The sequence below is a fragment of the Ramlibacter sp. P4_H7 genome (assembly GCF_056400765.1).
In genome coordinates, this window is sequence record NZ_JBFUKP010000031.1 from 1 (window position 1) to 23,971 (window position 23,971).

The following is a 23,971-nucleotide window of genomic DNA, read 5'->3' on the forward strand; positions in this document are numbered from 1 at the left end:
GGCGGCAGCGGCGCGGGCGCCGGTGCAGGCGGCGCCGGGCTCGGCGGAATTTCGGCCGGCTGCGGCGTGGGGGCGGGCTCCGGCGCGGCGGCGGGGACGTTGGRCCGGGTCTCGCTGCGGGAACGCGGCGCCGGGGCGGCCTCGGGCACCGGCGCCGGACGCCGCTCGCGCCGCTCCTTGCGCTGGGGTTGCTGCAGCGTGTCCGGCAAGGTGTCGGTCGCCTGGATCGGCACGCTGGACTCCGGCCGCTGGGTGAACACGGTGGGCGGATCGCCCGGGCTGCCCGGTGCGGCCGGCGGCGTGATCGCGCGGCTCACCGGCGCGGCGGGCTGCGGCGCATTGAAGGGGCGCGCGGCCTGGACCACGACGTAGCGCACCGCCTGCTGCACGGGCGCGTACTGCAGCAGCAGCCAGAGCAGCGCGATGTGCAGCAGGCCGCTGGCGGCCAGGCCGGTGGGCGAGAGGCGCTGCCGGGGCAGCTGCAGCGGGTTGGGCCGGGCAAGCATAAGGACAAGGGCGCGCAGGGATAATCGCACACATGGGTCGCAAGCCACGTGTCGTCGTCGGTCTCAGCGGGGGCGTGGACTCCGCGGTCAGCGCGTACCTGCTCCAGCAGCAGGGCTACGAGGTCGTCGCCATCTTCATGAAGAACTGGGAAGACGACGACGACAGCGAATACTGCTCGTCCAACGAGGACTTCGTCGATGCCGCCAGCGTGGCCGACGTGCTGGGCATCGAGATCGAGCACGTCAACTTCGCCGCCGAGTACAAGGACCGCGTCTTCGCCGAATTCCTGCGCGAATACCAGGCGGGCCGCACGCCCAACCCGGACGTCCTGTGCAACGCCGAGATCAAGTTCAAGGCCTTCCTCGACCACGCCATGCGCCTGGGCGCGGAGAAGATCGCCACCGGCCACTACGCGCGGGTGCGCGAGCGCAAGCTCGGCGGCATCACCCGCTTCGAGCTGCTCAAGGGACTGGACGGCAGCAAGGACCAGAGCTACTTCCTGCACCGCCTGAGCCAGGCGCAGCTGGCCAGGACGCTGTTCCCGGTGGGCGAGCTGCGCAAGACCGTGGTGCGGCAGATCGCCGAACAGATCGGCCTGCCCAATGCGAAGAAGAAGGACTCCACCGGCATCTGCTTCATCGGCGAGCGGCCCTTCCGCGAGTTCCTCAACCGCTACATCAGCAAGGAGCCGGGCCCGATCAAGGATCCGCGCGGCCGCGTGATCGGCCAGCACCAGGGACTGTCCTTCTACACGCTGGGCCAGCGCCAGGGCCTGGGCATCGGCGGCGTGAAGGAAAAGGGCGTGCAGCGCGGCGGCGGCGAGCACGCGCCCTGGTTCGTCGCGCGCAAGGACATCGGGAAGAACACGCTGTGGGTGGTGCAGGGCCACGACCATCCCTGGCTGCTGTCCTCCGCGCTGGAGGCCGACGACCTGAGCTGGATCGCCGGCACGCCGCCCGCGCCCGGCGCCTATGCGGCCAAGACGCGCTACCGGCAGGCGGACGCGCCGTGCACGCTGGTCGAAACCGCGGCCGGCCTGCGGCTCGAGTTCGAGGAGCCGCAATGGGCCGTCACGCCCGGGCAGTCGGCGGTGCTGTACGACGGCGAGGTCTGCCTGGGCGGCGGTGTGATCGCCACCGCGGTGGAAGCCGTCGCGGCCTGAGCCCGGTATCGCGGCAGCTCGTCCAGCGCGCGGTGCCGATCAGCGGCGGCCGAACACGAAGCCGCGGATGGCGTCGCCCAGCGCGCTGTCGGCGGTGTTGATCGCGTAGACCTCGGACATGTGGCTGTGGCCGCGCAACTGCAGCAGCGGCCCGCAACGGCCGGCCGCGCACAGGGCCGCCTGCGCCTGCTCGGCCTGCTCGTGGAAGTTGGAGGGGTCGAGTTCCGCATAGGCCACCATCAGCGGCAGCCGCGTGGCGGCCATGCCCGGGAGGGCGGAGCGCCGCGGGTACACCGACGGGTCGTCGCCGAAGTAGGCCTGCATGCCCGGGCTCGGATCCACCGTGGAGGGGTCGAAGGTGCCCGACAGCAGGATGGCGCCGGCGATGCCCCCGCCTGGCTCGATGTGGAAGCGCGGATGGCCCACGTACTGCGCCACGTGCGTGGCGCCCGCCGAATGGCCCAAAAGGTAGATGCGGTTGGGGTCGCCGCCGCGGGCCGCGATGTTCTCGCGCACCCAGGCGATGGTGGCGGCCAGGTCCTCCTGCGCCGCCGGCCACTTGTTCTGCGGCGCGAGCCGGTAGGTGGTGGTGACGGCGACCATGCCGTTCTTGACCGCCCACAGCCCGATGTTGTCGTAGAAGGGCGCGCTGCCGGTGCGCCGCGCGCCGGCGACGTAACCGCCGCCATGCACGAACACCAGCACCGGCCGCGGTCCGCCGCTGGCGGTGGGCGTGAACACGTCCAGCAGGTTGCGCTCGGGGTCCGGGCCGAAGCGCTCCGCACGCGCCACCTTCACGCCCGCATAGGGTTCGCGCTGCTGCAGCGGCGCATACAGCGCGGCGGTCTTCGGTGGATCGATGACGCGGCCGATCTGCACCAGCTGCGCCTCGATCGCAGCGGGCACCTGGGACGGCAGGGCCACGCTGGGCGGCACGGGTTGCAACGCGCAGGCGGCGAGCACCAGGAGCAAGGCGGAAGCAAGGAGGTAGCGCACTTGGTTCTCCGGAGTTGTTGACGCTGGGCCGCATCATAGGAGGAGCAGGTGCGAAGCCATGGGCTTTCGCGCGTGCGGGCTGCGCCCGGCGCCGGACGGCGCTCGCGTGCGACCCGGTCCTCCGTGCGATCAGGCCGGCGGCAGCGATTCCCGGAAGAGGTCCGCCGCGGCCGGGGCGAACCAGCCCAGCGTGCCGTGCAGGCGCACCACCTCGCCCACCACGATCAGCGCCGGTGCGGCCACCTGCTCCGCCTGCGCCAGTGTGGGCAGCGTCAGCAGGGTGCCGCAGACCACGCGCTGGCGTTGGGTGGTCGCCTGTTCGACCACGGCCGCCGGCGTGTCCGGCGCCAGGCCGTGCGCGACCAGCTCGCGGCAGATCTGCGCCAGTGCGCCCAGCCCCATGTAGATGACCGCGGTCTGCCGCGGCCGCGCCAGCGCCTGCCAGTCGGGAGCGGCGCCGCCCTCGCGGCAGTGGCCGGTGGCGAACACCACGCTGGAGGCGTGCTCGCGGTGCGTGAGCGGAATGCCGGCATAGGCGCTCATGCCCTGCGCCGAAGTGATGCCGGGCACCACCTCGAACGGGATGCCGGCTGCGGCCAGCGCCAGCGCTTCCTCGCCGCCGCGCCCGAACACGTAGGGATCGCCGCCCTTGAGGCGCACCACCGCGTGGCCTGCGGCAGCGAAGCGCACCAGCAGGGCGTTGATCTCCTCCTGCGGCAGGGTGTGGCGCCGGTCGCGCTTGCCGACGCAGATGCGGCGGGCGCCGGACGGAAGCAGCGCCATCACGCCCTCGCCGACCAGGTGGTCGTGCAGCACCAGGCGCGCGGAGGCGAGCAGGCGGGCCGCCTTGACGGTCAGCAGGTCCGGATCGCCGGGACCGGCGCCGACCAGCCAGACCTTGCCGGGCGCGGGGCCCGCCTTCCTGCTGACGACCGGTGCGAGGGGGGCATCGAGTTGCATGGAGCCATCCTCGCCTCGACTTCCAGCATCGGCCTTGAACCAGATCAAGGAGGCGAACGGTGGTGCGGCGCACGATCGCGTCCGAACACGGGATCCAAACCAAGGAGAAGACCATGTCCAGACGCGCGCTCCGCGCCACCGCCCTCGCACTGGCCGCGGCCCTGTCAGCCGGCATCTCGCTGGCGCAGAAGCAGGAAAGCCACCCGGTGACCCCGGCCGAGAAGAACTACCAGGCCGGCGCCTCGCCGCTGGCGGACGAGCCGATGTACCAGAGCACCAACCCGAAGGCGCCCGCCATGACGCAGGCCGAGTTCGAGGTCGGGCGCAAGGTGTACTTCGAGCGCTGCGCCGGCTGCCACGGCGTGCTGCGCAAGGGCGCCACCGGCAAGCCGCTCACGCCCGACATCACGCTCGGCAAGGGCACCGACTACCTGAAGGTGTTCATCGCCTACGGCTCGCCCGCCGGCATGCCCAACTGGCTCACCTCGGGCGAGATGGACGAGAAGACGGTGGACGTGATGGCCCGCTACATCCAGCAGGACCCGCCCCAGCCGCCGGAGTTCGGGATGGCGGAGATGAAGAAGACGTGGAAGGTCATCGTGCCGCCGGCGCAGCGTCCGAAGCGCAAGATGAACAACTACAACATCGAGAACATCTTCTCGACCACGCTGCGCGACACCGGCGAGGTGGCGCTGATCGACGGCGACACCAAGAAGATCATCAACATCGTCAAGACCGGCTACGCGGTGCACATCTCGCGCATGTCGGCCTCGGGCCGCTACCTGTTCGTGATCGGGCGCGACGCCAAGATCAACATGATCGACCTGTGGATGGAGAAGCCCGACAACGTCGCCGAGCTGCGCATCGGCCTGGAAGCGCGTTCGGTCGAAACCAGCAAGTACAAGGGCTACGAGGACAAGCTGGCGATCGCCGGCGCCTACTGGCCGCCCCAGTTCGTGATCATGAACGGCGACACGCTGGAGCCGCTGAAGATCGTCGCCACCCGCGGCATGACCGTGGACGCGCAGGAATACCACCCCGAGCCGCGCGTGGCCTCCATCGTCGGCAGCCACTTCAAGCCCGAGTTCGTGGTGAACGTCAAGGAGACCGGCAAGACGCTGCTGGTCGACTACTCCGACGTCAACGCGCTGAAGGTCACCGAGATCGGCACCGCGCGCTTCCTCCATGACGGAGGGCTGGACTCCACCAAGCGCTATTTCATGGTGGCGGCCAACCAGAGCAACAAGATCGCGGCGGTCGACCTGAAGGAAGGCAAGCTCGCCTCGCTGATCGACGTCGGCAAGATCCCGCACCCCGGGCGCGGCGCCAACTTCATCCACCCGAAGTACGGCCCGGTGTGGTCCACAGGCCACCTGGGCGACGAGACCATCTCGCTGATCGGCACCGACCCGGTGAAGAACAAGGCCAATGCCTTCAAGGTGGTGCAGACGCTCAAGGGACAGGGCGGCGGCAACCTGTTCCTCAAGAGCCACCCGAAGTCGCAGCACCTGTATGTCGACACGCCGTTGAACCCGGACCCCAAGATGTCGCAGACGCTTGCGGTGTTCGACATCAAGAACCTGGAAAAGGGCTTCACGGTGCTGCCGGTGGCCGAATGGGCCGGCATCAAGGACGGCGGCGCCATGCGCGTGCTGCAGCCCGAATACAACAAGGCGGGTGACGAGGTGTGGCTGTCGATCTGGTCGGCCAAGGACAAGCAGTCGGCCATCGTCGTCATCGACGACAAGACCCTGAAGCTCAAGGCCGTGATCAAGGACCCGCGCCTGATCACGCCGACCGGCCACTTCAACGTCTGGAACACCCAGCGCGACGTCTACTGAACCACAAGGAGAACTGGAAAATGAAACGACACATCGTCATCGCCGTCGCGGCGCTGTTTGCCGCCGGCGCGTGGGCCGCGGGGCCCGAGGACGCCATGAACAAGGCCGGCTGCGTGGCCTGCCATGCCAAGGACAAGAAGCTGGTGGGCCCGTCGTTCCAGGACATCGCGGCCAAGTACAAGGGCCAGGACGTCACGGCCAAGCTGATGGAAAAGGTGCGCAAGGGCGGCAGTGGCACCTTCGGCCCGGTGCCGATGGCGCCGAACCCGCCGGACAAGATCAATGACGCGGACCTGAAGAGCGCCATCGAGTTCATCCTGAAGACAAGCTGAGGCTGCGCACCGTGAAGCTGCTCGCGCTGGTCGTGTTGTCTGCGGTCCTGCTGCCCCCCGCGTTCGCGCAGGCGGCGCCGGATGCGGCACGGCAGCGCGAGCTGGTGCGCATGGTGCGCCAGGACTGCGGCTCCTGCCACGGCATGCGGCTGACCGGCGGGCTCGGTCCGCCGCTGGATGCCGCACGCCTGGCGCAGTGGCCGCTGGAAGCCTTGGTCACCACGATCTACCAGGGCCGCCCGGGCACACCGATGCCGGGCTGGGCCCCGCTGCTTTCGCGCGACGACACGGTGTGGATCGCGCAGCAGCTGCAGCAGGGATTTCCGGGAGAACGGCCATGAAGCGGCGCACGCTGCTGGGCGCCGCTGCGGCGGCGCTGGGTGCGGGAGCCCTGCCCGGGTGTGCCTCCCTGCCGCCCGAAAGCGGAACCGGCGACCTCGGGGTCGTCGTCGAACGCGGCAGCGGCACGCTGGCCGTGATCAACACCACGGGCCGCCAGGTGCTGGGGGAGATCCCCGGGCTGGGCGACCTGTCGCATGCCAGCGTCGTGTACGGCCGCGACGGCGCGCACGCCTATGTGTTCGGCCGCGACGGCGCGCTGACGCTGGTGAACCTGCCGCGGCGGCGGGTGCTGAACCGCATCCAGCAGGCCGGCAACAGCATCGGCGGCGCGATCTCGCAGGACGGCACGCTGGTGGCGGCGCAGAACTACACGCCGGGCGGCGTGCGCGTGTTCGATGCCCGCACGCTGGCGCCGGTCGCCGACATTCCCGCCAGCTACCGCGCGGCCGATGGCAGCACGCAGCGTTCGCGTGTCGTCGGGCTCGCCGACCTGCCGGGTCGCCGTTTCATTTTTTCGCTGTTCGATGCGGACCAGATCTGGATCGCCGACCTGGCCGATCCCGCGCAGCCGCGCATCACGCGCTTCGAGCAGGTGGGCCGCCAGCCTTACGACGCGCTGGTCACGCCGGATGGCCGCTACTACCTCGCCGGCCTGTTCGGCGAGGACGGGCTGGCGCTGATCGACCTGTGGGATCCGGCACCGCGCGTGCGCCGCATCCTGCATGGCTACGGCCGCGGCCAGCAGCCGCTGCCGGTCTACAAGATGCCGCACCTGCGCGGCTGGGCCGTCGCCGGGCGCGAAGCCTGGCTGCCCGCGGTCGGGCGGCACGAACTGCTGGTGGTCGACACCGCGCGCTGGGAGGAAGTGGCGCGCGTGCCGGTCGCCGGCCAGCCGGTGTTCGCGATGGCGCGGCCCGATGGCCGCCAGGTCTGGGTCAACTTCGCGCTGCCCGACTACCACCAGGTGCAGGTGATCGACACGATGAGCCGCAAGGTGATCCGCACGCTGGAGCCGGGCAAGGCGGTGCTGCACATGGAGTTCACGCCGCGCGGCGAGGCCGTGTGGATCAGTTCGCGCGACGCCAACCACGTGTCCGTGATCGACACGGCGAGCTTCGAGACCCTGGCGCGCCTGCCCGTGCAGGAGCCCAGCGGCATCTTCTTCACGGCACGCGCGGGCCGCATCGGCCTGTAGCCGCACCATGCAGTACGCCGCCTTTCCCGACGACGCCGCCCTGGCGCTGCTGAGCGACTTCCAGCACGGATTCCCGCTGGTGGCACGTCCTTTCGAGGCGATGGCCAGGCGGCTGTCCCTCACCGAAGACGCCGTGCTGCAAGCCTTGCGCGCCTGCCGCACCGCGGGACAGATCGGCCGCATCGGCGCGGTGTGGGGACGCGGCGCCGGCGGCGCTGCGGCCCTGTGCGCGCTGGCGGTGCCGCCGGAGCGGCTGGAAGAAGTCGCGGAGCTGGTCAGCAGCGAGCCGGCGGTGAACCACAACTACCAGCGCGAGCACGACTGGAACCTCTGGTACGTGCTCACCGGCAACGACCCCGCCGCCGTCCGGAGCATCGCCGACCGGCTGGCGCGCGACGCCGGCGTGCCGGCGCTGTTCCTGCCGATGGTGCGGCCGTACCGCATCGACCTGGGCTTCGATTTGCGGGCAGCGCACGCGCAGCGCAGCCGCCCGCGGCATGCGGACCGGCCGGGGCGACCCGTCGGCGCGTCCGAGCGTCCGCTCGCGGTGCTGGCCGAAGCCGGCCTGCCGCTGGTGCCGCAACCCTACGACGTGTGGGCCGCCGAGCTCGGCTGGCCGCGCGAGGCCGTGCTGGCGGTGCTGCGCCGCTGGCAGCGCAGCGGCACCTTGCGGCGCTTCGGCATCGTGGTGCGCCATCACGATGTCGGCTTCGCTGCGAACGCGATGACGGTCGTCGCGGCACCCACCGCGCAGGTCGACGCCATCGGCGCCGCGCTGGCGGCACAAGCGGGCGTCACCCTCGCCTACCAGCGCGCCACCGACCCGCGCTGGCCGTACAACCTGTACTTCATGGTGCACGGCCGCGAACGCGCCGCGGTCGAAGCGCTGGTCGCGCAGGCGCTCGCCGCCAGCGGTGCGGTGGAACTGCCGCACGCGACGCTGTTCAGCGTGCGCCGCTTCAAGCAGACCGGCGGGCGCTACTTCGGCGCCACCTTGCCGTCCCTCAACGAAGTGGAGGTGAGCGCATGAACCCGGCACTGCGCGCGGAACTGGACGCCATCGATGCGCGCCTGATCGATCACCTGCACGACGGCTTTCCGGTGGAGGACCGTCCGTTCGCGCGGATCGGCGCGGCGCTGGGACTGCGCGAGGACGAGGTGATCGACCGCCTGTCCAAGCTGCTGTCCACCGGCGTGCTGACCCGGCTCGGGCCGCTCTACCAGATCGAGCGTGCCGGCGGCTCCTACCTGCTCGCGGCGCTGGAGGTGCCGGCCGAACGCTTCGATGCGGTGGCGGCCCAGGTCAACGCGCACCTGCAGGTCGCGCACAACTACCGGCGCACCCACCGCCTCAACATGTGGTTCGTGGTCGCGGCGGACTCGGCGGAGGGGGTCGCCGACTGCCTGCGCGCGATCGAGGCCGAGACCGGCCTGCGCGTGCACGCCTTCCCCAAGGAGCGCGAGTTCCGCGTCGAGCTGCGGCTGCCGGCCACGTCGGCGCGACCGGTGGAGGGAATGGCATGAACGACGAGAAGCTGGACCCGGTCGACCGCGAGCTGATCGCCGCGACGCAGAGCGGTCTGCCGCTGGTGCCACAGCCCTACGAGGCCGTCGGCGCCATGGTGGGCATCTCGGCGCGCGAAGTGCAGGAGCGGCTGGCGGCGATGCTGCAGCGCGGGCTGATCCGCCGCATCGGCGCGGTGGCCAACCACTACCGCCTGGGCTACACCGCCAACGGCATGACCGTGTGGGACGTGGACGATGCGCGGGTCGATGCACTCGGCGAGCGCATCGGCCGGCTGCCGGGCGTCACCCACTGCTATCGCCGCACGCGCGATCTGCCCGACTGGCCCTACAACCTGTTCGTGATGCTGCATGGCCGCTCGCGCGAGGAAGTGGAGCGCCAGGCCGCGGTCGTGGCGACGCTGCTGGGCACGGCCTGCCGCGGCCGCGACATCCTGTACAGCACGCAGCTGCTGAAGAAGACCGGGCTGCGCCTGGCGATGCCCTGAAGGAACACGAGCATGCTGCGCATCTCCCAATACCTGCGCGAAGTCGCGCAAGCCGAGCGAAGCGGGAGCTACCCGCCGCCCCCGCCCTTGCGCCGCGGCCCCAACGGTCCGCGTCCGGTCGTGATCTGGAACCTCACGCGCCGCTGCAACCTCACCTGCAAGCACTGCTACGCGCTGTCGGCCGACCACCATTACCCGGGCGAGCTCGACGAGGCCGAAATGCTCGCGGTGCTCGCCGACCTGAAAGCCTACGGGGTGCCAGCGCTGATCCTCTCCGGCGGCGAACCGCTGCTCTCGCCCCACCTGTGGCCGCTGGCGGACCGCGCCAAGGAACTGGGCTTCCATCTGGGCCTGTCCACCAACGGCACCCTGATCGATGCGGCCATGGCCGATCGCATCGCGGGCCACGGCTTCGACTACGTCGGCATCAGCATCGACGGCCTGCGCGCCACCCACGACAAGTTCCGCAGGCTGGAAGGCGCGTTCGACCGCTCCATGGCCGCGCTGCGCATGCTGCGCGCGCGCGGCGTGAACATCGGCATGCGCTACACGCTCACGGCGATGAACGCCATGGACCTGCCGGCGCTGCTGCAGCTGATGCGCGAGGAGCAGGTCGGCAAGTTCTACTTCTCGCACCTCAACTACGCGGGCCGCGGCAACATCCACCGAGCGCGCGACGCGCAGTTCGCCTCCACCCGCGCCGCGATGGACCTGCTGTTCGACACCGCATGGGAGGCAGCCTGGCGCGGCGAGGCCACCGAGTTCGTCAGCGGCAACAACGATGCCGACGGCGTCTACCTGCACCGCTGGGTGCAGGCGCGCTGGCCGCAATGGGCGCAGCCGCTGCGCGAACGGCTGGTGGCGTGGGGCGGCAACGCCTCGGGTGTGGCGGTGGCCAACATCGACAACCTGGGGCACGTGCATCCCGACACCATGTGGTGGCACCACGACCTGGGCAGCGTGCGCCAGCGGCCGTTCTCCACGATCTGGGAGGACCGCGGCGATCCGCTGATGGCGGGACTCAAGCAACGGCCGCGTCCACTGGAAGGGCGCTGCGCCGCCTGCCCGCAGGCCGACATCTGCAACGGCAACACGCGGGTGCGGGCCCACCAGCTCACCGGCAACGCCTGGGCCGAAGACCCGGGCTGCTACCTGGACGACAGCGAGCTGGGGATGGAGCCCGCCGCCACGGGAGCGAGCCATGCGCTGGCGTGAACTGGGGGCCACGGCCCTGTCCTTGCTGCTGCCGGTGCTGGCCGCTGCGCAGCCGGCCGTGCCGGACGCAGCGGCGCTCTACCGCGCGAACTGCGCCGCCTGCCATGGCGAGCAGCGCGTGGGCGGCATGGGTCCGGCCCTGCTGCCGCAAAGCCTGGAGCGCCTGAAGCGCGACGAGGCGGCCAGGGTGATCCGCGACGGACGCGCGGCCACGCAGATGCCGGCCTTCGGCGGCAAGCTGGACGCGGCCGAAGTGTCCGCGCTGGCCGCCTGGATCTACAGCCCGGTGCTGCCGGCGCCGCGCTGGGGCGACGAGGAGATCCGTGCTTCCCGCACCTTCGTCGAAGGCTCGGCGCAATGGCCGGCGCGGCCGAAGTGGCAGGCCGATCCGATGAACCTGTTCGTGGTCGTCGAGGGCGGCGACCACCACGTGTCGCTGGTGGACGGCGACCGGTTCGAGGTGGTCCACCGCTTTCCCTCGCGCTTCGCACTGCACGGCGGGCCGAAGTTCTCGCCCGAGGGACGGTTCGTCTACTTCGGCTCGCGCGACGGCTGGATCACCAAGTACGACCTGTGGAACCTCGCGGTGGTGGCCGAGGTGCGCGCCGGGCTGAACATGCGCAACGTGGCGGTGAGCAGCGACGGCCGCTGGATCCTGGCCGCCAACTACCTGCCGCACACCCTGGCCCTGTTCGATGCCGACCTGAAGCTGGTGCGCAGCTATGCCGCGGCGACGCTGGACGGCAAGCAGACCTCGCGCGTGTCGGCGGTGTACGACGCCGCGCCGCGCCACAGCTTCGTGGTGGCGCTCAAGGACATCCCGGAGCTGTGGGAGATCTCGTACGACCCGAAGGCAGAACCGATCTTCGACGGCTACGTGCACGACCACCGCATGGGCGAGGCGATCGCCAAGCCCGGTTACCAGGGCGTGCGCCGCACCCCGCTGGACGAGCCGCTCGACGACTTCTTCTTCGATGCGGCTTACCGGCACGCGATCGGCACGGCGCGCGCCGCGGCCGATGGCAACGCGCCGGCGCAGGTCGTGAACCTGGACATCCGCCGCCGCATCGCCACGGTGCCGCTGGGCGGCATGCCGCACCTGGGATCGGGCATCACCTTCGACTGGAACGGCAAGCCGGTGCTGGCGACCACCAACCTCAAGCAGGGCATGGTGAGCGTGATCGACATGGCGGGCTGGAAGCCGGTCAAGGAGATCCCCACGCCGGGCCCCGGCTTCTTCCTGCGCAGCCACGAGAACACGCCCTATGCCTGGGTCGACGCGATGATGAGCCCCGCGCGCGACACGATGCTGGTGATCGACAAGCGCACGCTGGAGCCGGTGCGCACGCTGCGGCCCGAGCCTGGGCGCACGGTGGCGCACGTGGAATTCACGCGGGACGGCCGCTACGCCCTGCTGAGCCTGTGGGAGGACGATGGCGCCCTGATCGTGTACGACGCGGCGACGCTTACCGAGGTGAAGCGGATCCCCATGCGCAAGCCCGTGGGCAAGTACAACATCGGCAACAAGCTGGCGCGGTCCGAGGGCACGTCGCACTGAGGCGCACGGCCTCGCGCGCGGCATTCACTGCAAGGGATATTGCGCCAGCGTCTGCGGGTCGCGGATGCGGATGTCGCGGCGGTCGATCTCGATCAGCCCCTGCGCTTCCAGCTCGTGCAGCACGCGCGAGAAGTACTCCGGCGTGAGCGACAGGCGCGAGGCGACCATCGCCTTGCTGACCGGCAGCGTCACGGTCAGCGGCGACTGCGCGTCCGGGCGCTCCGCGACGTCGCGCAGCAGGAAGCCGATGACCCGCTGCGCGCCCGAATGCAGCGTGTAGGCCTCGACGTCGCGCACCAGGCCATGGAGCCGGCGCGACACGCCGGCCAGCATCCGCAGGCTGAAGCGCGGATCGAGCTCGATCTCCCTCAGCACGGCCTCCTTGCTGACGCTCAGCACCAGCGCATCGGTCACGGCCTGGGCACTGACGATGTAGGGCCGGCCGGTGAACATCAGCGCTTCGGCGAAGGTGCCGCCCGGGCCGATCAGTTCGATCACCTTTTCCTGTCCCTGCGGCGAGAGCGCGAACAGCTTGACCTGGCCGATCACCGTGACGTGGAAGTGCTCGCACGGCTCGCCCACGCGGAACACCGCCTCGCCCCGCGCGAGCCGGCGCAGCGTGCAGCCTTCCGCCAGCCGCGCGAGCTCCACCGGCGCCAGGTCGTGGAACAGCGGCAGCGTCGACAGGTAGCGCGGCAGGTCGAAACTGGGTCGGCCCCGGTTGTCCATCGCAGCGGGCTTTCCGGAACGCCGAAGGGCGGTCCGACGGTGCCAGTCTGGCGGCCTAGCGGCGCGCCCGTTTGCGGCAGATCAAGCGGCCTGCATGGCCGGCAGGAATAGATCGGAAAAGCAGGCGTCGTCGGCCAGGCCGCGGGCCAGGAACTCGTGCACCGCCGCGTCCACCATCCGCGCCGAGCCGCAGACGTACACCTCGTGCCCGGCCAGGTCCGGGAAGTCCGCCAGGATCGCCTCGTGGACCAGCCCGGTGCGTCCCTGCCAGCCGTCTTCCGGCTGCGGCTCCGACACGACGGCAACCATCCGGAAGGACGGGTGCTCGCGCTCCCAGCGGGCGGTGAGATCCGGCAGGTACAGGTCCTGGGGCCGGCGCACGCCCCAGTAGAGGTGCATGGGCCGGCGCAGGCCGCGCTGGAAGGCGTCCTCCACGATGCTCTTGATGGGCGCGAAGCCGGTGGCGGCGGCGACCAGCACGATGGGCCGCTCGCCTTCGCGCAGCACGAAGTCGCCCAGGGGTCCTTCGAAGCGCAGGGGGTCGCCGACCTGCATGTGCTCGAACACCTGGCCGCTGAAGCGGCCGCCGGGGATGCGGCGCACGTGCAGCTCGATGCGCGCGTCGTCGTGCGGCGGGTTGGCGAACGAGAAGGCGCGGCGCTGGCCGTCGTCCAGCAGGATGTGGATGTACTGGCCGGCGGTGAAGGGGATCCGCTGGCCGGGCGGCAGCGTGACCCAAAGCCGCATCACGTCGGGTGCCAGCCGTTCCATGGCGTCGACGCGACCGGTGTGCACGGCCGGGCCGGCGGCGGCGCCTTCCAGCGGCGCGTCGATCGCGACGCAGACGTCCTCCAGCGGCACCGCGCAGCACAGGAGCGCCTGGCCGCGCGCCCGCGCCTCGTCCGACAGCACGCTGCGCTGGTAGGGCCGGTGCTCCACCTTCCCGTATTCGATCGCGCAAAGGCAGACGCCGCAGCCGCCGTTGCGGCATTCGTAGGGCAGCGCCAGGCCTTCCCGCAGGCCCGCGTCCAGCAGCGTCTCGCCCTCGCGCACGCGCACCTGCGCCTGCGCGCCGCCGGCGCCGTGCAGCACCAGCTGGTGCTCGCCCTGCGCCGCGATCCGCCGCCGGGGCCACCAGGGCAGCACCGCCAGCAGGGCGCTGCCGGCGCCGGCCAGCGCCCATACCTGCCCCAGCGGCCAGGCGGCCATCAGCGGCAGCAGCGCCAGGTAGAACCAGTCGAGGCGCACCGTGGTGACGGCCTGCGCCATGTCGGCGGCGCCCCCCTGGCTGAGCGCGGGACGCAGGAGCGACAGCAGCAGCAGCGCGGCCAGCAGGCCGGCGGCGATCGGCCGCGGCGGCGCGGTCCGCGCCTTGGGCACGCGCTGCACGTGCACCCACATCAGCAGCAGCACGGCGAGCGGCAGGCCGATGTGCAGGAAGGACAGCAGCGAGAAGAAGCGGTCGCTGACGCTCGTGCTGTAGATGAAGTTGCGCATCAGCGTGCCGCCGAAGCTGGGCAGCCAGTCCAGCCACTCGAACACCGCCACGATCACGAACTGGGCCAGCCGGTCCCAGGGCAGCATGTAGCCGTTGATGCCGGACGCGTAGACCAGCCACACCAGGGCGACCCCGGTCAACCAAGAGAACCAGCGGTAGCCGCGGAAGCGGTCGAAGGCGAAGTGGCGCAGCAGGTGCAGCAGCATCGTCAGCACCATGGCATCGGAGGCATAGCGGTGCAGGCTGCGCAGGATGCCGCCGGCGAACCACTGGCGGTGCGTGAGCGACTCCACCGAGGCGTATGCGGCGTCGACCCCGGTGTCGAAGAAGGCGTAGAGGTACAGCCCGCTCGCGCCAACCACCCAGAACAGGAAGAAGGTGATGGCGCCCAGGTGGTAGAGCGGATTCAGGCGATCGCCGAAGGCGGCGTTGAACAGCCCCTCGAGCCGAACGAACAGCCATTGCAACGCCGCCTGCAGGCGCCCCATCACGCGACCGCCTGCACGCCGGGTGCGCGCCGCGGCGCGCGGCGCATGGCGCGCAGCACCACCACCAGGAACAGCAGGCCGCCCACGATGGCGATGGCGCCGCCCAGGCCCATCAGCCCCATGCCGGCGATCTCGCCCGGGCTGCGCAGCACCTGCTCTGCCCCGGCCACCTTGCGCTGCACGCCGTAGCCGCCGGACCAGACCAGGCCGACGATGTGCATCAGTTGCCCCGCCCCGTAGATCCACGGCTGCGCCGTGGCCAGCCGCCCGTGCGGCGCGGCGTAGCCGAGCGCGGGCAGCAGCCGGTAGACCAGGCCCATCAGCGCCAGCGTCACGCCGACGATGCAGCCGTGGTAGTGCGCCGGGATGCGCACGTTGCTGCCGGTGATGAAGACGCCGATCAGGCCGCCGGCGCCGAACAGCAGCACCGACGCGAGCAGCGCGGCGCGCCAGGGCCGTGCCTCGGGCCGCAGCGGCGGCGCGCACAGCAGCCCCGCGACCGCGGCCAGCGCCACCGGCAGGATGGACAGCCCGCCACCGATGCGCATCGCCCAGGTCAGCAGCGCGCGGTGTTCCACCGAAGTGACGTCGTGCGCGACATAGGCCAGGGGCGTGACGAACACGCTGGCCAGCGCCAGCCCGAACATCAGCAGCGCCACGCGCGGGCTGAGCGGAACCCGCGCGCCGCAGGCGGCCGCGAGCCACAGCCACGCGACCAGCATCAGCAGCGTCCAGGTGAACTGCAAGGCGTGCCCGCCGCCCCAGAACAGGATCTCGTAATAGGCCTTGCCCGCCAGCGACGTCGGCACGGCCGCATACGACCAGGCGAAGGCCAGCAGCGCCACCGCGGTAGCCACCGCGGCGACGTTGAGGCCGAAGCGCAGCGCCCCCCGCCCGTCGAAGTCGAAGCCCAGGCGCGGCGCGTGCACCAGCGTGCGCAGCACCAGCAGCGCGACACCGGCGGCGAACACCAGCAGCCCGGCGATGAACAGGGGCGTCGTCAGCACGGGGATGTAGTTCGCCATGACCGGCTCACCGCCGCCCGCGAACGGCGCCAGCGTCATGGCCGCGGTGCCCGCGCCGGCGAGCGCGAGGGCGGCCCAGCCCCAGCGCAGGCCGCGCGGCGAGGCATTGAGGCTCCACAGCATGCCGGCGACCGCGACGAACCACACCAGCACCGAGAGGTCGACGTGCGCGACCAGCGCGACGTGGAAGAAATCCGCGGCGGGCAGCAGCCGGTTCACGCCGGGCGTGCGGGAGATCACCAGCAGGATGGAGAACAGGCCGGAGCCGATCAGCGCGGCCAGGGCCAGCCACAGCCAGCCGCGGGCGAGCGGGATGCGCGCGTCGTTCGGCACGGTGAACGCGTAGTCGGTGAGGGATTGCACCGGCGGCGGCGCGGTGCGCGCCCGCGGTGCGGGCAGGATGGCGGTCCAGGTGCTCATGACAGCGTGATGCCTCCCTTTTGCGCGTCGAAATCGATCACCAGCACCTGCGCTTCCCGCAGATGCACGGTGGTGTCGCGCGTGTAGTCGAAAGCGGGCCGCGTGCTGTCGCGCAGGCGCACGGTGATGCGGTGCTCGCCCGCCGGAATGGCCAGCCGGTGGTAGACCGAGGAAGCCCCGTCGCGCGAGAGACCCGCCGGCGGCGCCACCTGGCGGTAGATGGTGGCGCCGTCGAGGTCGACTTCGATTGCGACCGGACTGCGCTCGCGCTCGCACTTCATCGGCTGCCGCATGTTGGGCGGCAGCTTCGCGAGCTCCTCCGGGGTGTAGGCGCGGCAGGGCGCGACGCGCTGGCCGTGGTGGATGAAGCTCACCTTCAGCACGGCCTGTCCGGCCGGCAGGGCCTGGTAGGGCGGCCATCCGGAGAACACGCCGATGAACAGCGCGAACAGTCCGTACAGCAGGCCCTGGCCCAGCCAGGCGCGCCAGTTCTTCATGGGGTCACCTCCAGTGCCTCGCGCAGGCGGGTTTCCTCACCCGCGTCCGCCCACACGGTGCGCCAGCCCGAGGCCGGCACCTCGCGGCGCAGGTGCGGCTCGCGCAGGCCGCGCAGCCGCTCTTCGGTCCAGCGCTGCCCCAGCCGGAAGGCGCAGCCGCCCTCGCGGCAGCCGGCGACTACCACCTCGCGCGCGCCCTGGCGCAGCGCGTAGTCGACGAACGAAGGCGGCAGGTTCGCCGCGCAAGGCAGGCTCAGGGCCAGCAGGTCCGGCGCCTGCAAGGTGTCGACGCGCGCGCCGTGGTCGCAGCCGAACACCACGCGCCGCCGTCCCGCCGCGAGGCCCTGCTGCAGCCGCTCGCGCAGCTGCGCGACCGGGGCCTGCGGCATGTCGATGCCCGTCACCAGCACGTCGGTCTTGCGGAACGGCGTCGAGGAGGGACAGGCGCCGGCGCAGATGCCGCAGCCCGCGCACAGCTGCGCGTCCACGCGCGCAAGCTGCACGCCGACGTGCCGCAGCGGATGCGGCACCAGCGTGATCGCGGCAAAGGGACAGTCGTCCACGCAGCGGCCGCAGCCGCTGCACTGGTTGGGGACCACCACCGCGACCGGCTGCGCAGGCACGCGCCGCAGCAGCGGCAGCGCCACCAGCCCGGACAGGACGACGGCCAGCAGGGCCCAGGTCACCTGCGCGCCGGTGGCGTCCACCAGCGGGTGCAGGAACAGCAGCAGCCAGTCGATGGACAGGCGCTGCGGCGCGCTGGCGAGATCCGCCGGACCCTGGCTTTGCACCGGCAGTGCGAGGGCCATTACCAGCAGCAGCGCGCAGGTGCCGAGTGCCAGCTTGCGCAGGGGAAACACGTCGGGTCGGCCGATCCTCTGCACGTGCGCCCAGCAGGCGAACACCAGCAGCAGCGGCAGCCCCAGGTGCACGAACACGAACAGCGAGAACAGGCGGTCGGCCACGGCACCCTGCAGGAAGTTGCGCGCCAGCGGCGAACCGAGGAAGGGCAAGGCATCGAGCCATTCGGCGGTGGCGATCGCCGAGAACTGGCCGAGGCGGTCCCAGTTGATCCAGAAGCCGTTGATGGCGCAGGCATAGGCGATCGGCAGCAGCAGCACGCCGGTCCACCACGAGTACGCGCGAAAGCCGCCCTGCCGCCCGTACACCCATTCGCGCAGCAGGTGCAGCAGCATCACCAGCACGAAAGCGTCGGCGCCGTAGCGGTGCAGGCCGCGCAGGGCGCTGCCGGCGCTCCAGGGCTCGCGAGACAGCGCATCGATGGACGCGTAGGCGCCGGCGGCCGAGGTGTCGAGCAGCGCATAGAGCACGACGCCGGTCAGCGCCAGCAGCCACAGCAGCAGGAACGCGAGCGCGCCCAGCTGCTTGAGCGGATTGCCGGCGGCGCCGAAGCTGGCGTCGAAGGCGTGGTCAAGCGCGAGGGCCCAGCGGCGCATGCCGGCGCTCCCGTTGCCGCACCCGCCATTCGTTGAGCATGTACAGCGCCATGAACAGGATGAAGCTCACTCCGCCGGCGATCTCCCAGGCCAGGCTGTAGTCCACGCGGTAGCTGTCGGTCGCCGGGTCGTACACGGTGCACAGGATGCGGATGCGGTCCAGCACCCTCGCAACCAGGCCCTCGTCCGCCTCGAGCGGCCGGCCCGCGAGCAGCTGCTGGAGCGCGGTGCCGAGCACGTCGACGGCGGGCCGGTCGCCGTAGACCTGGCGCGCGATGCGGCCCTCGGCGTCGAGCAGCGAGACCTGCAGGACGTGGTCGAAGCCGGCCGGCGTCGGCGCGTACCGGAAGCCGAACTCGCGCGTGAGCGGCTCGACCACCGCGGCCGGCGCACTCAGGAATTCCCAGTTGGCGCGGGCCAGGCCCTGCTGTGCGGCGAAGGCCTTCATCGCCTGCGGTGAATCGGCCGGCTGGTTGAAGCCGATGCTCACCACGTCGAAGCTGCGCTCGCCGAAGCGCGCCTCCAGTGCGCGCACCGATTCGGCCAGCGCGCGCGTCGTTGCCGGGCAGGCCTGGAAGCAGCCGGTGTAGATGAAGCTCACCAGCAGCGGCTTGCCGCGCAGCGACGCCAGCGCCACGGGGCGCCCCTCGCGGTCCAGCAGCGTGCGGTCGGTGACCTTACGCCCCACCGCCGCCTGGCTCTCACGCATCGCCGCGGCGGCGTCGAGCGACTCCGAGGACTGCGCGAAGGCGAAGAGCGGCGCCAGCATGCAGGCCGCAACGACACCGCGCAGGCTGGAGCGGATCAAGCGGGCCATGGTGGACTGCGGGCGGACGCGTCAGCGCAGCAGCGCGTCGAGCGTGGCTCCGGCAAGCAGCGCGCTCAGCTGCACCAGCGACGCCAGGAAGGAGCCGATCGCGCTGGGCCGCGTCGGGTTGCGCGCGAGCTGCCAGGACTTGCGCAGGAAGTAGCCGCCGCCGGCGATCGCGCCCACGCCGTAGATCCAGCCGGCGCCGCAGGCCAGCGGCGCGACGGATGCGGCGACCAGCGCCACGGTGCTGGCGAACACGATCCAGGCCGCGCGGGCCTCGCCGACCACCACCGGCAGCATCGGCACACCGGCCGCCTGGTAGTCGGCGCGGTTGGCGATCGCCAGGCTCCAGAAGTGCGGCGGCGTCCACAGGAACAGCACCAGCGCCAGCAGCCAGCCCTGCGCGCCCGGCACGGGGTCGACCGCCGCCGCGCCGGCCAGCACCGCGAAGCTGCCGGCCAGGCCGCCGACGACGATGTTCCAGGCCGTGCGGCGCTTCAGCCACAGCGTGTAGACCACGCCGTAGAAGAAGGCGCCGAGGAAGACGTAGGCCGCGGCCGCGGCATTGAGCACCGCCCAGGCAGCGCCGACGGCGGCCGCCAGCAGCACCGCCATGAGCAGCAGCCACGCCGGATGGTGCGGCAGCGCCCCGGTGGCGAAGGCGCGCCCGGCCGTGCGCCGCATCAGCCGGTCGGCTTCGTGCTCGGCGTACTGGTTGAAGGCGCCGGCGCTGGCGGAGGCCACCAGTACCGACAGCGCGAGCACCGTCACCTGCGCGATGCCGAGCGCCGCCCCCGGCGTCACCGCCAGGCCGACCAGCGCGGTGACCATGATCAGCATGCCGATGCGCAGCTTGAAGAGCGAGAGCACCGCGCGCGCCAGCACGAGGCCGCGCGGTGGCGAAGCGAGGACGGTGGCGGACATGATCGCCCTCCTCAGCTGAGGCCCCAGAGCTGGCCCAGGTACTTCCAGTTGATGAAGTAGTACAGGACGAAGGCCACCAGGAACAGCATCGCCAGCACGAAGGTGCCCGGCGCCGCGAAGCCGGCGGAACCGTAGGTCTGCGCCACCGCGGAGGGCGCCGTCGGCGGGATCGGCGTGAAGTCCTTGCTCTTGTGCCCGCTCTCCAGCTTGCGGCCGAACAGCAGCGAGCCCACGGTCACCAGGATGTAGATGCCGCCGCCGGCGATGGCGGCGACACCGGCGATGCCGACCAGGCCCATCATCAGGTAGGCCGCGCCGGGCCACTCGTAGGCCAGCGCCGCGCCCTGGAACGCCATGTCCCAGTGTCGCCGCGAGACGCCCAGCGTGCCGGCACCCATCATCACCAGGCAGAAGAAGTACATCGACAGCCCGAACAGGTAGGGCTGCAGCCTGGCGAGCTGCGGCAGGATCATCTCGCGCCGGAACAGCACGGGGATCAGGAAGTAGGTGAGCGCCATGAACGACAGCGTGGTGCCCACCACCACCGTGGCGTGGAAGTGCCCCGGGACGTAGATGGTGTTGTGGATCAGCATGTTCAGCTGCTCCGTGCCCATCATCACGCCCGAGATGCCGCCCAGGAAGCCGAAGCCGATGAGCGAGATGAACATGCCCGAGAACACCGGATTGCCCCACGGCGCCTTGCGCAGCCATTCGAACAGGCCGCGCGTGTAGCCCTTCTGCCGCTGCGCGACCTCGATGGCGCCGGGAATGGTCAGGCCGTGGATCATCGAGGCCAGCACGGCGAAGTACATGAAGTAGCTGGTGTTCACCACCTTCCAGCCGGTGGACAGGCCGGGGTCGGCCAGCAGGTGGTGCGCGCTCGCGAGCTGCAGGAACAGGATGTACAGCAGGAAGGCGCCGCGGCTCACCCGCTCGGACATCGGCTTGGCGCCGAACGCGATCGCGGCGACCGCGTACCAGATCGAGATGTGCGCCGCGACGTTGATCTGCTGCGACGAGTGCCCGAAGGCCCACCAGATGGTGCGGTACACCAGCGGGTCGACCGCCTTCACCACGCCGACCGACATCAGGAAGGTCGGGATCAGGATGATCGCCCCCGAGGCGATGGTGAACACCGCGATGATCGCGGCCGTGATCGCGCCGAAGGTCACCAGCGGGACCGAGCCTTGGTAGGTCTTCTCACGCCTGGCGACGACCAGCGTGCCGAAGAACACGAAGCAGCCGATCAGCGCGCCCACCGCGAACAGGATCAGGCCCAGGTAGAACGACGGCGCCGCCATCATCGGCACGTACGACGTCATCATCACGCTGGAGCCGCCCTGGAACACCGCCACGTTGTTGGTGACGGCGCCGATCAGCATGAGCGCGAACGCGAGCCACGCCATGTTGGGCGTCGCGAGCCGGCAGCGCAGCAGCGTCGACGAACAGAAGTACAGCACCGCCATCTCGAAGAAGATGATCCAGAAGATCAGCATGTCGATGCCGTGCGCGGTGAGCACCATGTAGAAGGTGTCGGGCGCCAGCCAGTGCACGGCGGGCCAGCGCGTGAGCACGACGCCGATCGCGAGCAGGCCGCCGACCAGCAGCGCCACCACCGCGGTCACGGCATTGGCGATCATCAGGCGCTCGGCGCGGGCCTCGAACTGCAGGCCGCTGCGCGGGCAGGTGCGGTAGGTGGTGGACACCCCGGACACAGGGGACGGAACGGGCAGGACGGCGGACATGGTGCGGCCTCCTATTTCACGTAGATGCGGCCCACCATGGTGTGGTGGTTGATGCCGCAGTACTCGTTGCACACGACCGAGAAGGTGCCCGACTGGTTGGGCGTGACCGTCACCACGTGCTCGTAGCCCGGAACCACCTGGATGTTGATGTTGGCGGGCTGCAGCGAGAAGCCGTGGTTGTAGTCCATGGCCGTGAGGTGCAGGCGGTAGGTCTTGCCCTTCTCCAGCTCCAGGATCGGCCACCACGCCCACAGCCGTGCGACCAGGTAGACGTCACTGCCGGCGGGCGGCGCCACCACCGGCGTCTTCTGGTCGGTCTCCGTGCGCACCGTGTACTTGTCGACCACCGCCTGGGCCTTCGCGGAGAACTTCTCCGGCGTGGTCCTGTAGGTCTCGGTGGAGAGGTTCTGCTTCCCGTAGGCGTGCCAGTAGATCATCATGAAGAACATCACCATGCACCACGCGAAGGCGATGGCGATCCAGGTGCCCTCGACGCGGTCCAGCGGATGCTTCCACCAGAGTCGCTCGGCCGGCGGGAGGATGGCGCTCATGGCTGCTCCTTCACTTGCCGACCGGGATGGTCAGGATGTCGATGACGCCCCACAGCGTGTAGACCACCATGGGGATCAGCACGCCCAGGAACAGCAGCAGGAAGGGGTTGTCCAGCAACTGCTGCATCCACGGGACCCGGGCGTCTTCGCTGTCGTGGCTCATGGCATCTCCTCGCGAGTTTGTCGTGGCGCGATGGTTCGCCGGGGCGGCCTGGCGGGCCTTGATCTGGAATAAGGTTTTGAGAAATGCGCCGTCCCGGCCGGGCACCCGGCCGTTCCGCGCCGTTAGCATCCGCGCCATGGACGCGCCCGACCGCCGGCTGCCGCAACTGCGCAAGCTCGCCTGGGCGTGCGCGGTGCTGGTGCTCGCGGTCACCAGCCTGAGCGCCTTCATCCGGCTGTCGCGCGCGGGGCTGGGATGCGAGCCCTGGCCGCAGTGCTACGCGCAGCGCGCAGCGATGGATCCGGAGGCGCTGGAGCCACTGGACGGGCAGGCGGTGACGACGGCACGGATCGCCCATCGCGTGGCCGCTTCCACCGTGCTGCTGCTGGTCATCCTGATGCTGGTGCGCAGCTACGCGCAGCAGCCCGCGTTGCAGCCGCAGGGGCGGCTGGTGCTGGGCCTGCTGGCGCTGGCCCTGTTCCTCGCGGTGCTGGGGCGCATGGGCGGCGCATCGCGTGCACCGGCCGTTGCGTTGGGGAACCTGGTCGCGGGGCTCGTGATGTTCGCGCTCTCCGTGCGGCTGGCGCTGTCGGCGCGCGCATCGGCCGCCGGCGTGGCATCGCTGCGCGCGTGGACGCTGGGCGCGCTGGGCCTGTTGCTGGCGCAGATCGCGCTGGGCGGCCTGGCCAGCGTGCTGCAGCTGTCGGACCGCTGCAGCGATGCCGCGTTGTGCCAGGCGCACCGCGGCACCGCGCTGGCCGTGCTGGCCCTGCTGCTGCCCCTGGGATTCGCCGCGGCACGGCGCGGCGAACGCGCACTCGGCGCCGTTCTCGTCGTGCTGGCGCTCACCCAGGCGGGGCTGGGGCTGCTGCAGCTGGGATGGCCGGGACTGCCGCTGGCGCTGGGCCTGGCGCACAACGTGATCGCGGCGCTGTTGCTGGGGGTCCTGCTGTCGCTGCTGTCCCCGCGGCAGCCGCTGCGCTAGCCCCCGCTGATCACCGCACCCAGTGCACCTGCCCGCGCAACGCCGGGGCGATGCTGGCAGCTACCCCGCCACATATGGCGTTTCCGGCACCGGCATGTGGAAGCTGGCGTTCAGCATGTTCCACGCGCGGATCGCGGTCACGCTGAAGGTGAGGTCCGCGATCTCGGCGTCGCTGAAGTGCTGCTTCACCGCTTCGAATTCGGCGTCGCTCGGGGTGCGCTGCGGAACCGCGTTCACGGCCTCCGCCCAGCCCAGGGCCGCACGTTCCTTCTCGTCGAAAAAGCGGTGCGCCTCGCGCCACCCGGCCACCGCATTCACGCGCCGCGGCTCGACGCCCTGCCTGAGCAGGTCGGCCCAGTGCATGTCGATGCAGAACGCGCAGCCATTGATCTGGCTGATGCGCAGGTTGACCAGCTCCTTCAGGCGCTTTTCGAGCGTGCCGCCGGCGGCAAACGAAAGCTGGCCGAGCGCCCGGGCGGACTTGGGGGAAAGTGCGTGGTAATCGAGACGCGGTGACATGGAATCTCCAGGGTGGATCGGAAAAGGAAGAAGCGTTTT

General features: G+C 70.9%; 24 protein-coding genes and 1 pseudogene. 11 read left to right on the forward strand and 14 right to left on the reverse strand.

Annotated elements, in window-relative coordinates; translation table 11 throughout:
- Positions 1 to 506 (reverse strand): annotated as a pseudogene (locus tag AC1DSA_RS25130) (hypothetical protein); the annotation flags it as partial.
- A gap of 32 nt (positions 507 to 538) precedes the next feature.
- Here AC1DSA_RS25130 and mnmA point away from each other — a divergent pair.
- A complete protein-coding gene (gene mnmA / locus AC1DSA_RS25135) occupies positions 539 to 1,669 on the forward strand; it encodes a tRNA 2-thiouridine(34) synthase MnmA (protein WP_477893812.1) in 1,131 nt (376 codons plus the stop codon).
- A 39-nt stretch (positions 1,670 to 1,708) separates the two neighbouring features.
- On the opposite strand, the gene AC1DSA_RS25140 is transcribed toward mnmA, so the two are convergent.
- Both AC1DSA_RS25140 and cobA read right to left on the reverse strand, forming a co-directional pair.
- Entirely contained in the window at positions 1,709 to 2,665 is a 957-nt protein-coding gene (locus tag AC1DSA_RS25140) for an alpha/beta hydrolase (protein ID WP_477893814.1), read from the reverse strand.
- 129 nt (positions 2,666 to 2,794) lie between these two features.
- Complete coding sequence (gene cobA, locus AC1DSA_RS25145) at positions 2,795 to 3,625, reverse strand: uroporphyrinogen-III C-methyltransferase (RefSeq protein WP_477893816.1); 831 nt, start codon at positions 3,623 to 3,625, stop codon at positions 2,795 to 2,797.
- A 113-nt stretch (positions 3,626 to 3,738) separates the two neighbouring features.
- Here cobA and AC1DSA_RS25150 point away from each other — a divergent pair, with 113 nt between their 5' ends.
- Genes AC1DSA_RS25150 through AC1DSA_RS25190 form a run of 9 tightly spaced genes read left to right on the forward strand, consistent with a single transcriptional unit; the run spans position 3,739 to position 12,120 of the window.
- On the forward strand, positions 3,739 to 5,466 hold the full coding sequence (locus AC1DSA_RS25150; RefSeq protein ID WP_477893818.1) for a cytochrome D1 domain-containing protein: 1,728 nt from the start codon (positions 3,739 to 3,741) through the stop codon (positions 5,464 to 5,466).
- 20 nt (positions 5,467 to 5,486) lie between these two features.
- Complete coding sequence (locus AC1DSA_RS25155) at positions 5,487 to 5,798, forward strand: c-type cytochrome (protein ID WP_477893820.1); 312 nt, start codon at positions 5,487 to 5,489, stop codon at positions 5,796 to 5,798.
- Between the two features lie 11 nt (positions 5,799 to 5,809).
- Entirely contained in the window at positions 5,810 to 6,139 is a 330-nt protein-coding gene (locus AC1DSA_RS25160; protein WP_477893822.1) for a c-type cytochrome, read from the forward strand.
- Positions 6,136 to 7,335 (forward strand): cytochrome D1 domain-containing protein, encoded by a 1,200-nt coding sequence (locus tag AC1DSA_RS25165; RefSeq protein WP_477893824.1) that lies wholly within the window; start codon positions 6,136 to 6,138, stop codon positions 7,333 to 7,335. Before AC1DSA_RS25160 ends, AC1DSA_RS25165 begins: the two co-directional genes overlap by 4 nt.
- A 7-nt stretch (positions 7,336 to 7,342) precedes the next feature.
- Positions 7,343 to 8,365 (forward strand): siroheme decarboxylase subunit beta, encoded by a 1,023-nt coding sequence (gene ahbB / locus AC1DSA_RS25170; protein WP_477893826.1) that lies wholly within the window; start codon positions 7,343 to 7,345, stop codon positions 8,363 to 8,365.
- The gene (locus tag AC1DSA_RS25175) at positions 8,362 to 8,859 is read left to right on the forward strand and encodes an Lrp/AsnC family transcriptional regulator (RefSeq protein WP_477893828.1); all 498 of its coding nucleotides are present in this window, start codon (positions 8,362 to 8,364) and stop codon (positions 8,857 to 8,859) included. Before ahbB (AC1DSA_RS25170) ends, AC1DSA_RS25175 begins: the two co-directional genes overlap by 4 nt.
- The gene (gene ahbB, locus AC1DSA_RS25180) at positions 8,856 to 9,347 is read left to right on the forward strand and encodes a siroheme decarboxylase subunit beta (protein WP_477893830.1); all 492 of its coding nucleotides are present in this window, start codon (positions 8,856 to 8,858) and stop codon (positions 9,345 to 9,347) included. Before AC1DSA_RS25175 ends, ahbB (AC1DSA_RS25180) begins: the two co-directional genes overlap by 4 nt.
- Positions 9,348 to 9,359: 12 nt before the next feature.
- Entirely contained in the window at positions 9,360 to 10,562 is a 1,203-nt protein-coding gene (gene nirJ, locus AC1DSA_RS25185) for a heme d1 biosynthesis radical SAM protein NirJ (protein ID WP_477893832.1), read from the forward strand.
- Positions 10,549 to 12,120, forward strand: coding sequence for a cytochrome D1 domain-containing protein (locus tag AC1DSA_RS25190; RefSeq protein WP_477893834.1), 1,572 nt, complete (start codon positions 10,549 to 10,551; stop codon positions 12,118 to 12,120). The genes nirJ and AC1DSA_RS25190 overlap by 14 nt, the downstream gene beginning before the upstream one ends.
- A 24-nt stretch (positions 12,121 to 12,144) precedes the next feature.
- On the opposite strand, the gene AC1DSA_RS25195 is transcribed toward AC1DSA_RS25190, so the two are convergent.
- From AC1DSA_RS25195 to AC1DSA_RS25240, 10 genes are all read right to left on the reverse strand, one after another.
- On the reverse strand, positions 12,145 to 12,849 hold the full coding sequence (locus AC1DSA_RS25195; protein WP_477893836.1) for a Crp/Fnr family transcriptional regulator: 705 nt from the start codon (positions 12,847 to 12,849) through the stop codon (positions 12,145 to 12,147).
- An 81-nt stretch (positions 12,850 to 12,930) separates the two neighbouring features.
- On the reverse strand, positions 12,931 to 14,835 hold the full coding sequence (locus AC1DSA_RS25200) for a 2Fe-2S iron-sulfur cluster-binding protein (RefSeq protein WP_477893838.1): 1,905 nt from the start codon (positions 14,833 to 14,835) through the stop codon (positions 12,931 to 12,933).
- On the reverse strand, positions 14,835 to 16,280 hold the full coding sequence (locus AC1DSA_RS25205; RefSeq protein WP_477893840.1) for a cbb3-type cytochrome c oxidase subunit I: 1,446 nt from the start codon (positions 16,278 to 16,280) through the stop codon (positions 14,835 to 14,837). Before AC1DSA_RS25205 ends, AC1DSA_RS25200 begins: the two co-directional genes overlap by 1 nt.
- Complete coding sequence (locus AC1DSA_RS25210; protein ID WP_477893842.1) at positions 16,277 to 16,777, reverse strand: hypothetical protein; 501 nt, start codon at positions 16,775 to 16,777, stop codon at positions 16,277 to 16,279. The genes AC1DSA_RS25205 and AC1DSA_RS25210 overlap by 4 nt, the downstream gene beginning before the upstream one ends.
- Entirely contained in the window at positions 16,774 to 18,234 is a 1,461-nt protein-coding gene (locus AC1DSA_RS25215; RefSeq protein WP_477893844.1) for a 4Fe-4S binding protein, read from the reverse strand. The genes AC1DSA_RS25210 and AC1DSA_RS25215 overlap by 4 nt, the downstream gene beginning before the upstream one ends.
- Positions 18,209 to 19,051: an SCO family protein gene (locus tag AC1DSA_RS25220; RefSeq protein WP_477893846.1), complete on the reverse strand. Its 843-nt coding sequence runs from the start codon at positions 19,049 to 19,051 to the stop codon at positions 18,209 to 18,211. The genes AC1DSA_RS25215 and AC1DSA_RS25220 overlap by 26 nt, the downstream gene beginning before the upstream one ends.
- A 21-nt stretch (positions 19,052 to 19,072) precedes the next feature.
- Positions 19,073 to 19,969, reverse strand: a complete 897-nt coding sequence (cyoE, locus tag AC1DSA_RS25225) for a heme o synthase (protein ID WP_477893848.1) — start codon at positions 19,967 to 19,969, stop codon at positions 19,073 to 19,075.
- Between the two features lie 11 nt (positions 19,970 to 19,980).
- Positions 19,981 to 21,714 carry a cbb3-type cytochrome c oxidase subunit I gene (locus AC1DSA_RS25230; RefSeq protein ID WP_477893850.1) on the reverse strand — a complete coding sequence of 578 codons (1,734 nt, stop codon included), beginning with the start codon at positions 21,712 to 21,714 and terminating at the stop codon, positions 19,981 to 19,983.
- Between the two features lie 11 nt (positions 21,715 to 21,725).
- Positions 21,726 to 22,265, reverse strand: a complete 540-nt coding sequence (locus AC1DSA_RS25235) for a cytochrome C oxidase subunit II (RefSeq protein WP_477893852.1) — start codon at positions 22,263 to 22,265, stop codon at positions 21,726 to 21,728.
- A gap of 10 nt (positions 22,266 to 22,275) precedes the next feature.
- On the reverse strand, positions 22,276 to 22,428 hold the full coding sequence (locus tag AC1DSA_RS25240; RefSeq protein ID WP_477893854.1) for a hypothetical protein: 153 nt from the start codon (positions 22,426 to 22,428) through the stop codon (positions 22,276 to 22,278).
- A gap of 136 nt (positions 22,429 to 22,564) precedes the next feature.
- Here AC1DSA_RS25240 and AC1DSA_RS25245 point away from each other — a divergent pair, with 136 nt between their 5' ends.
- Positions 22,565 to 23,413, forward strand: a complete 849-nt coding sequence (locus AC1DSA_RS25245) for a COX15/CtaA family protein (protein ID WP_477893856.1) — start codon at positions 22,565 to 22,567, stop codon at positions 23,411 to 23,413.
- Between the two features lie 60 nt (positions 23,414 to 23,473).
- Here AC1DSA_RS25245 and AC1DSA_RS25250 read toward each other — a convergent pair whose 3' ends face one another.
- Entirely contained in the window at positions 23,474 to 23,932 is a 459-nt protein-coding gene (locus tag AC1DSA_RS25250; protein ID WP_477893858.1) for a carboxymuconolactone decarboxylase family protein, read from the reverse strand.
- Positions 23,933 to 23,971 lie beyond the last annotated feature (39 nt).

Excerpts from the sequence above, each read along its gene's own strand:
- ahbB (WP_477893826.1), top strand. The coding sequence starts at position 7,343 with ATGCAGTACGCCGCCTTTCCCGACGACGCCGCCCTGGCGCTGCTGAGC.
- AC1DSA_RS25195 (WP_477893836.1), bottom strand. The coding sequence starts at position 12,849 with ATGGACAACCGGGGCCGACCCAGTTTCGACCTGCCGCGCTACCTGTCG.
- AC1DSA_RS25230 (WP_477893850.1), bottom strand. The coding sequence starts at position 21,714 with ATGTCCGCCGTCCTGCCCGTTCCGTCCCCTGTGTCCGGGGTGTCCACC.
- AC1DSA_RS25175 (WP_477893828.1), top strand. The coding sequence starts at position 8,362 with ATGAACCCGGCACTGCGCGCGGAACTGGACGCCATCGATGCGCGCCTG.
- AC1DSA_RS25220 (WP_477893846.1), bottom strand. The coding sequence starts at position 19,051 with ATGGCCCGCTTGATCCGCTCCAGCCTGCGCGGTGTCGTTGCGGCCTGC.
- cyoE (WP_477893848.1), bottom strand. The coding sequence starts at position 19,969 with ATGTCCGCCACCGTCCTCGCTTCGCCACCGCGCGGCCTCGTGCTGGCG.
- AC1DSA_RS25240 (WP_477893854.1), bottom strand. The coding sequence starts at position 22,428 with ATGAGCCACGACAGCGAAGACGCCCGGGTCCCGTGGATGCAGCAGTTG.
- nirJ (WP_477893832.1), top strand. The coding sequence starts at position 9,360 with ATGCTGCGCATCTCCCAATACCTGCGCGAAGTCGCGCAAGCCGAGCGA.
- AC1DSA_RS25215 (WP_477893844.1), bottom strand. The coding sequence starts at position 18,234 with ATGCGCCGCTGGGCCCTCGCGCTTGACCACGCCTTCGACGCCAGCTTC.
- AC1DSA_RS25210 (WP_477893842.1), bottom strand. The coding sequence starts at position 16,777 with ATGAAGAACTGGCGCGCCTGGCTGGGCCAGGGCCTGCTGTACGGACTG.
- AC1DSA_RS25250 (WP_477893858.1), bottom strand. The coding sequence starts at position 23,932 with ATGTCACCGCGTCTCGATTACCACGCACTTTCCCCCAAGTCCGCCCGG.
- mnmA (WP_477893812.1), top strand. The coding sequence starts at position 539 with ATGGGTCGCAAGCCACGTGTCGTCGTCGGTCTCAGCGGGGGCGTGGAC.
- AC1DSA_RS25190 (WP_477893834.1), top strand. The coding sequence starts at position 10,549 with ATGCGCTGGCGTGAACTGGGGGCCACGGCCCTGTCCTTGCTGCTGCCG.
- AC1DSA_RS25205 (WP_477893840.1), bottom strand. The coding sequence starts at position 16,280 with ATGAGCACCTGGACCGCCATCCTGCCCGCACCGCGGGCGCGCACCGCG.
- AC1DSA_RS25235 (WP_477893852.1), bottom strand. The coding sequence starts at position 22,265 with ATGAGCGCCATCCTCCCGCCGGCCGAGCGACTCTGGTGGAAGCATCCG.
- AC1DSA_RS25245 (WP_477893856.1), top strand. The coding sequence starts at position 22,565 with ATGGACGCGCCCGACCGCCGGCTGCCGCAACTGCGCAAGCTCGCCTGG.
- cobA (WP_477893816.1), bottom strand. The coding sequence starts at position 3,625 with ATGCAACTCGATGCCCCCCTCGCACCGGTCGTCAGCAGGAAGGCGGGC.
- ahbB (WP_477893830.1), top strand. The coding sequence starts at position 8,856 with ATGAACGACGAGAAGCTGGACCCGGTCGACCGCGAGCTGATCGCCGCG.
- AC1DSA_RS25165 (WP_477893824.1), top strand. The coding sequence starts at position 6,136 with ATGAAGCGGCGCACGCTGCTGGGCGCCGCTGCGGCGGCGCTGGGTGCG.
- AC1DSA_RS25155 (WP_477893820.1), top strand. The coding sequence starts at position 5,487 with ATGAAACGACACATCGTCATCGCCGTCGCGGCGCTGTTTGCCGCCGGC.
- AC1DSA_RS25150 (WP_477893818.1), top strand. The coding sequence starts at position 3,739 with ATGTCCAGACGCGCGCTCCGCGCCACCGCCCTCGCACTGGCCGCGGCC.
- AC1DSA_RS25200 (WP_477893838.1), bottom strand. The coding sequence starts at position 14,835 with ATGGGGCGCCTGCAGGCGGCGTTGCAATGGCTGTTCGTTCGGCTCGAG.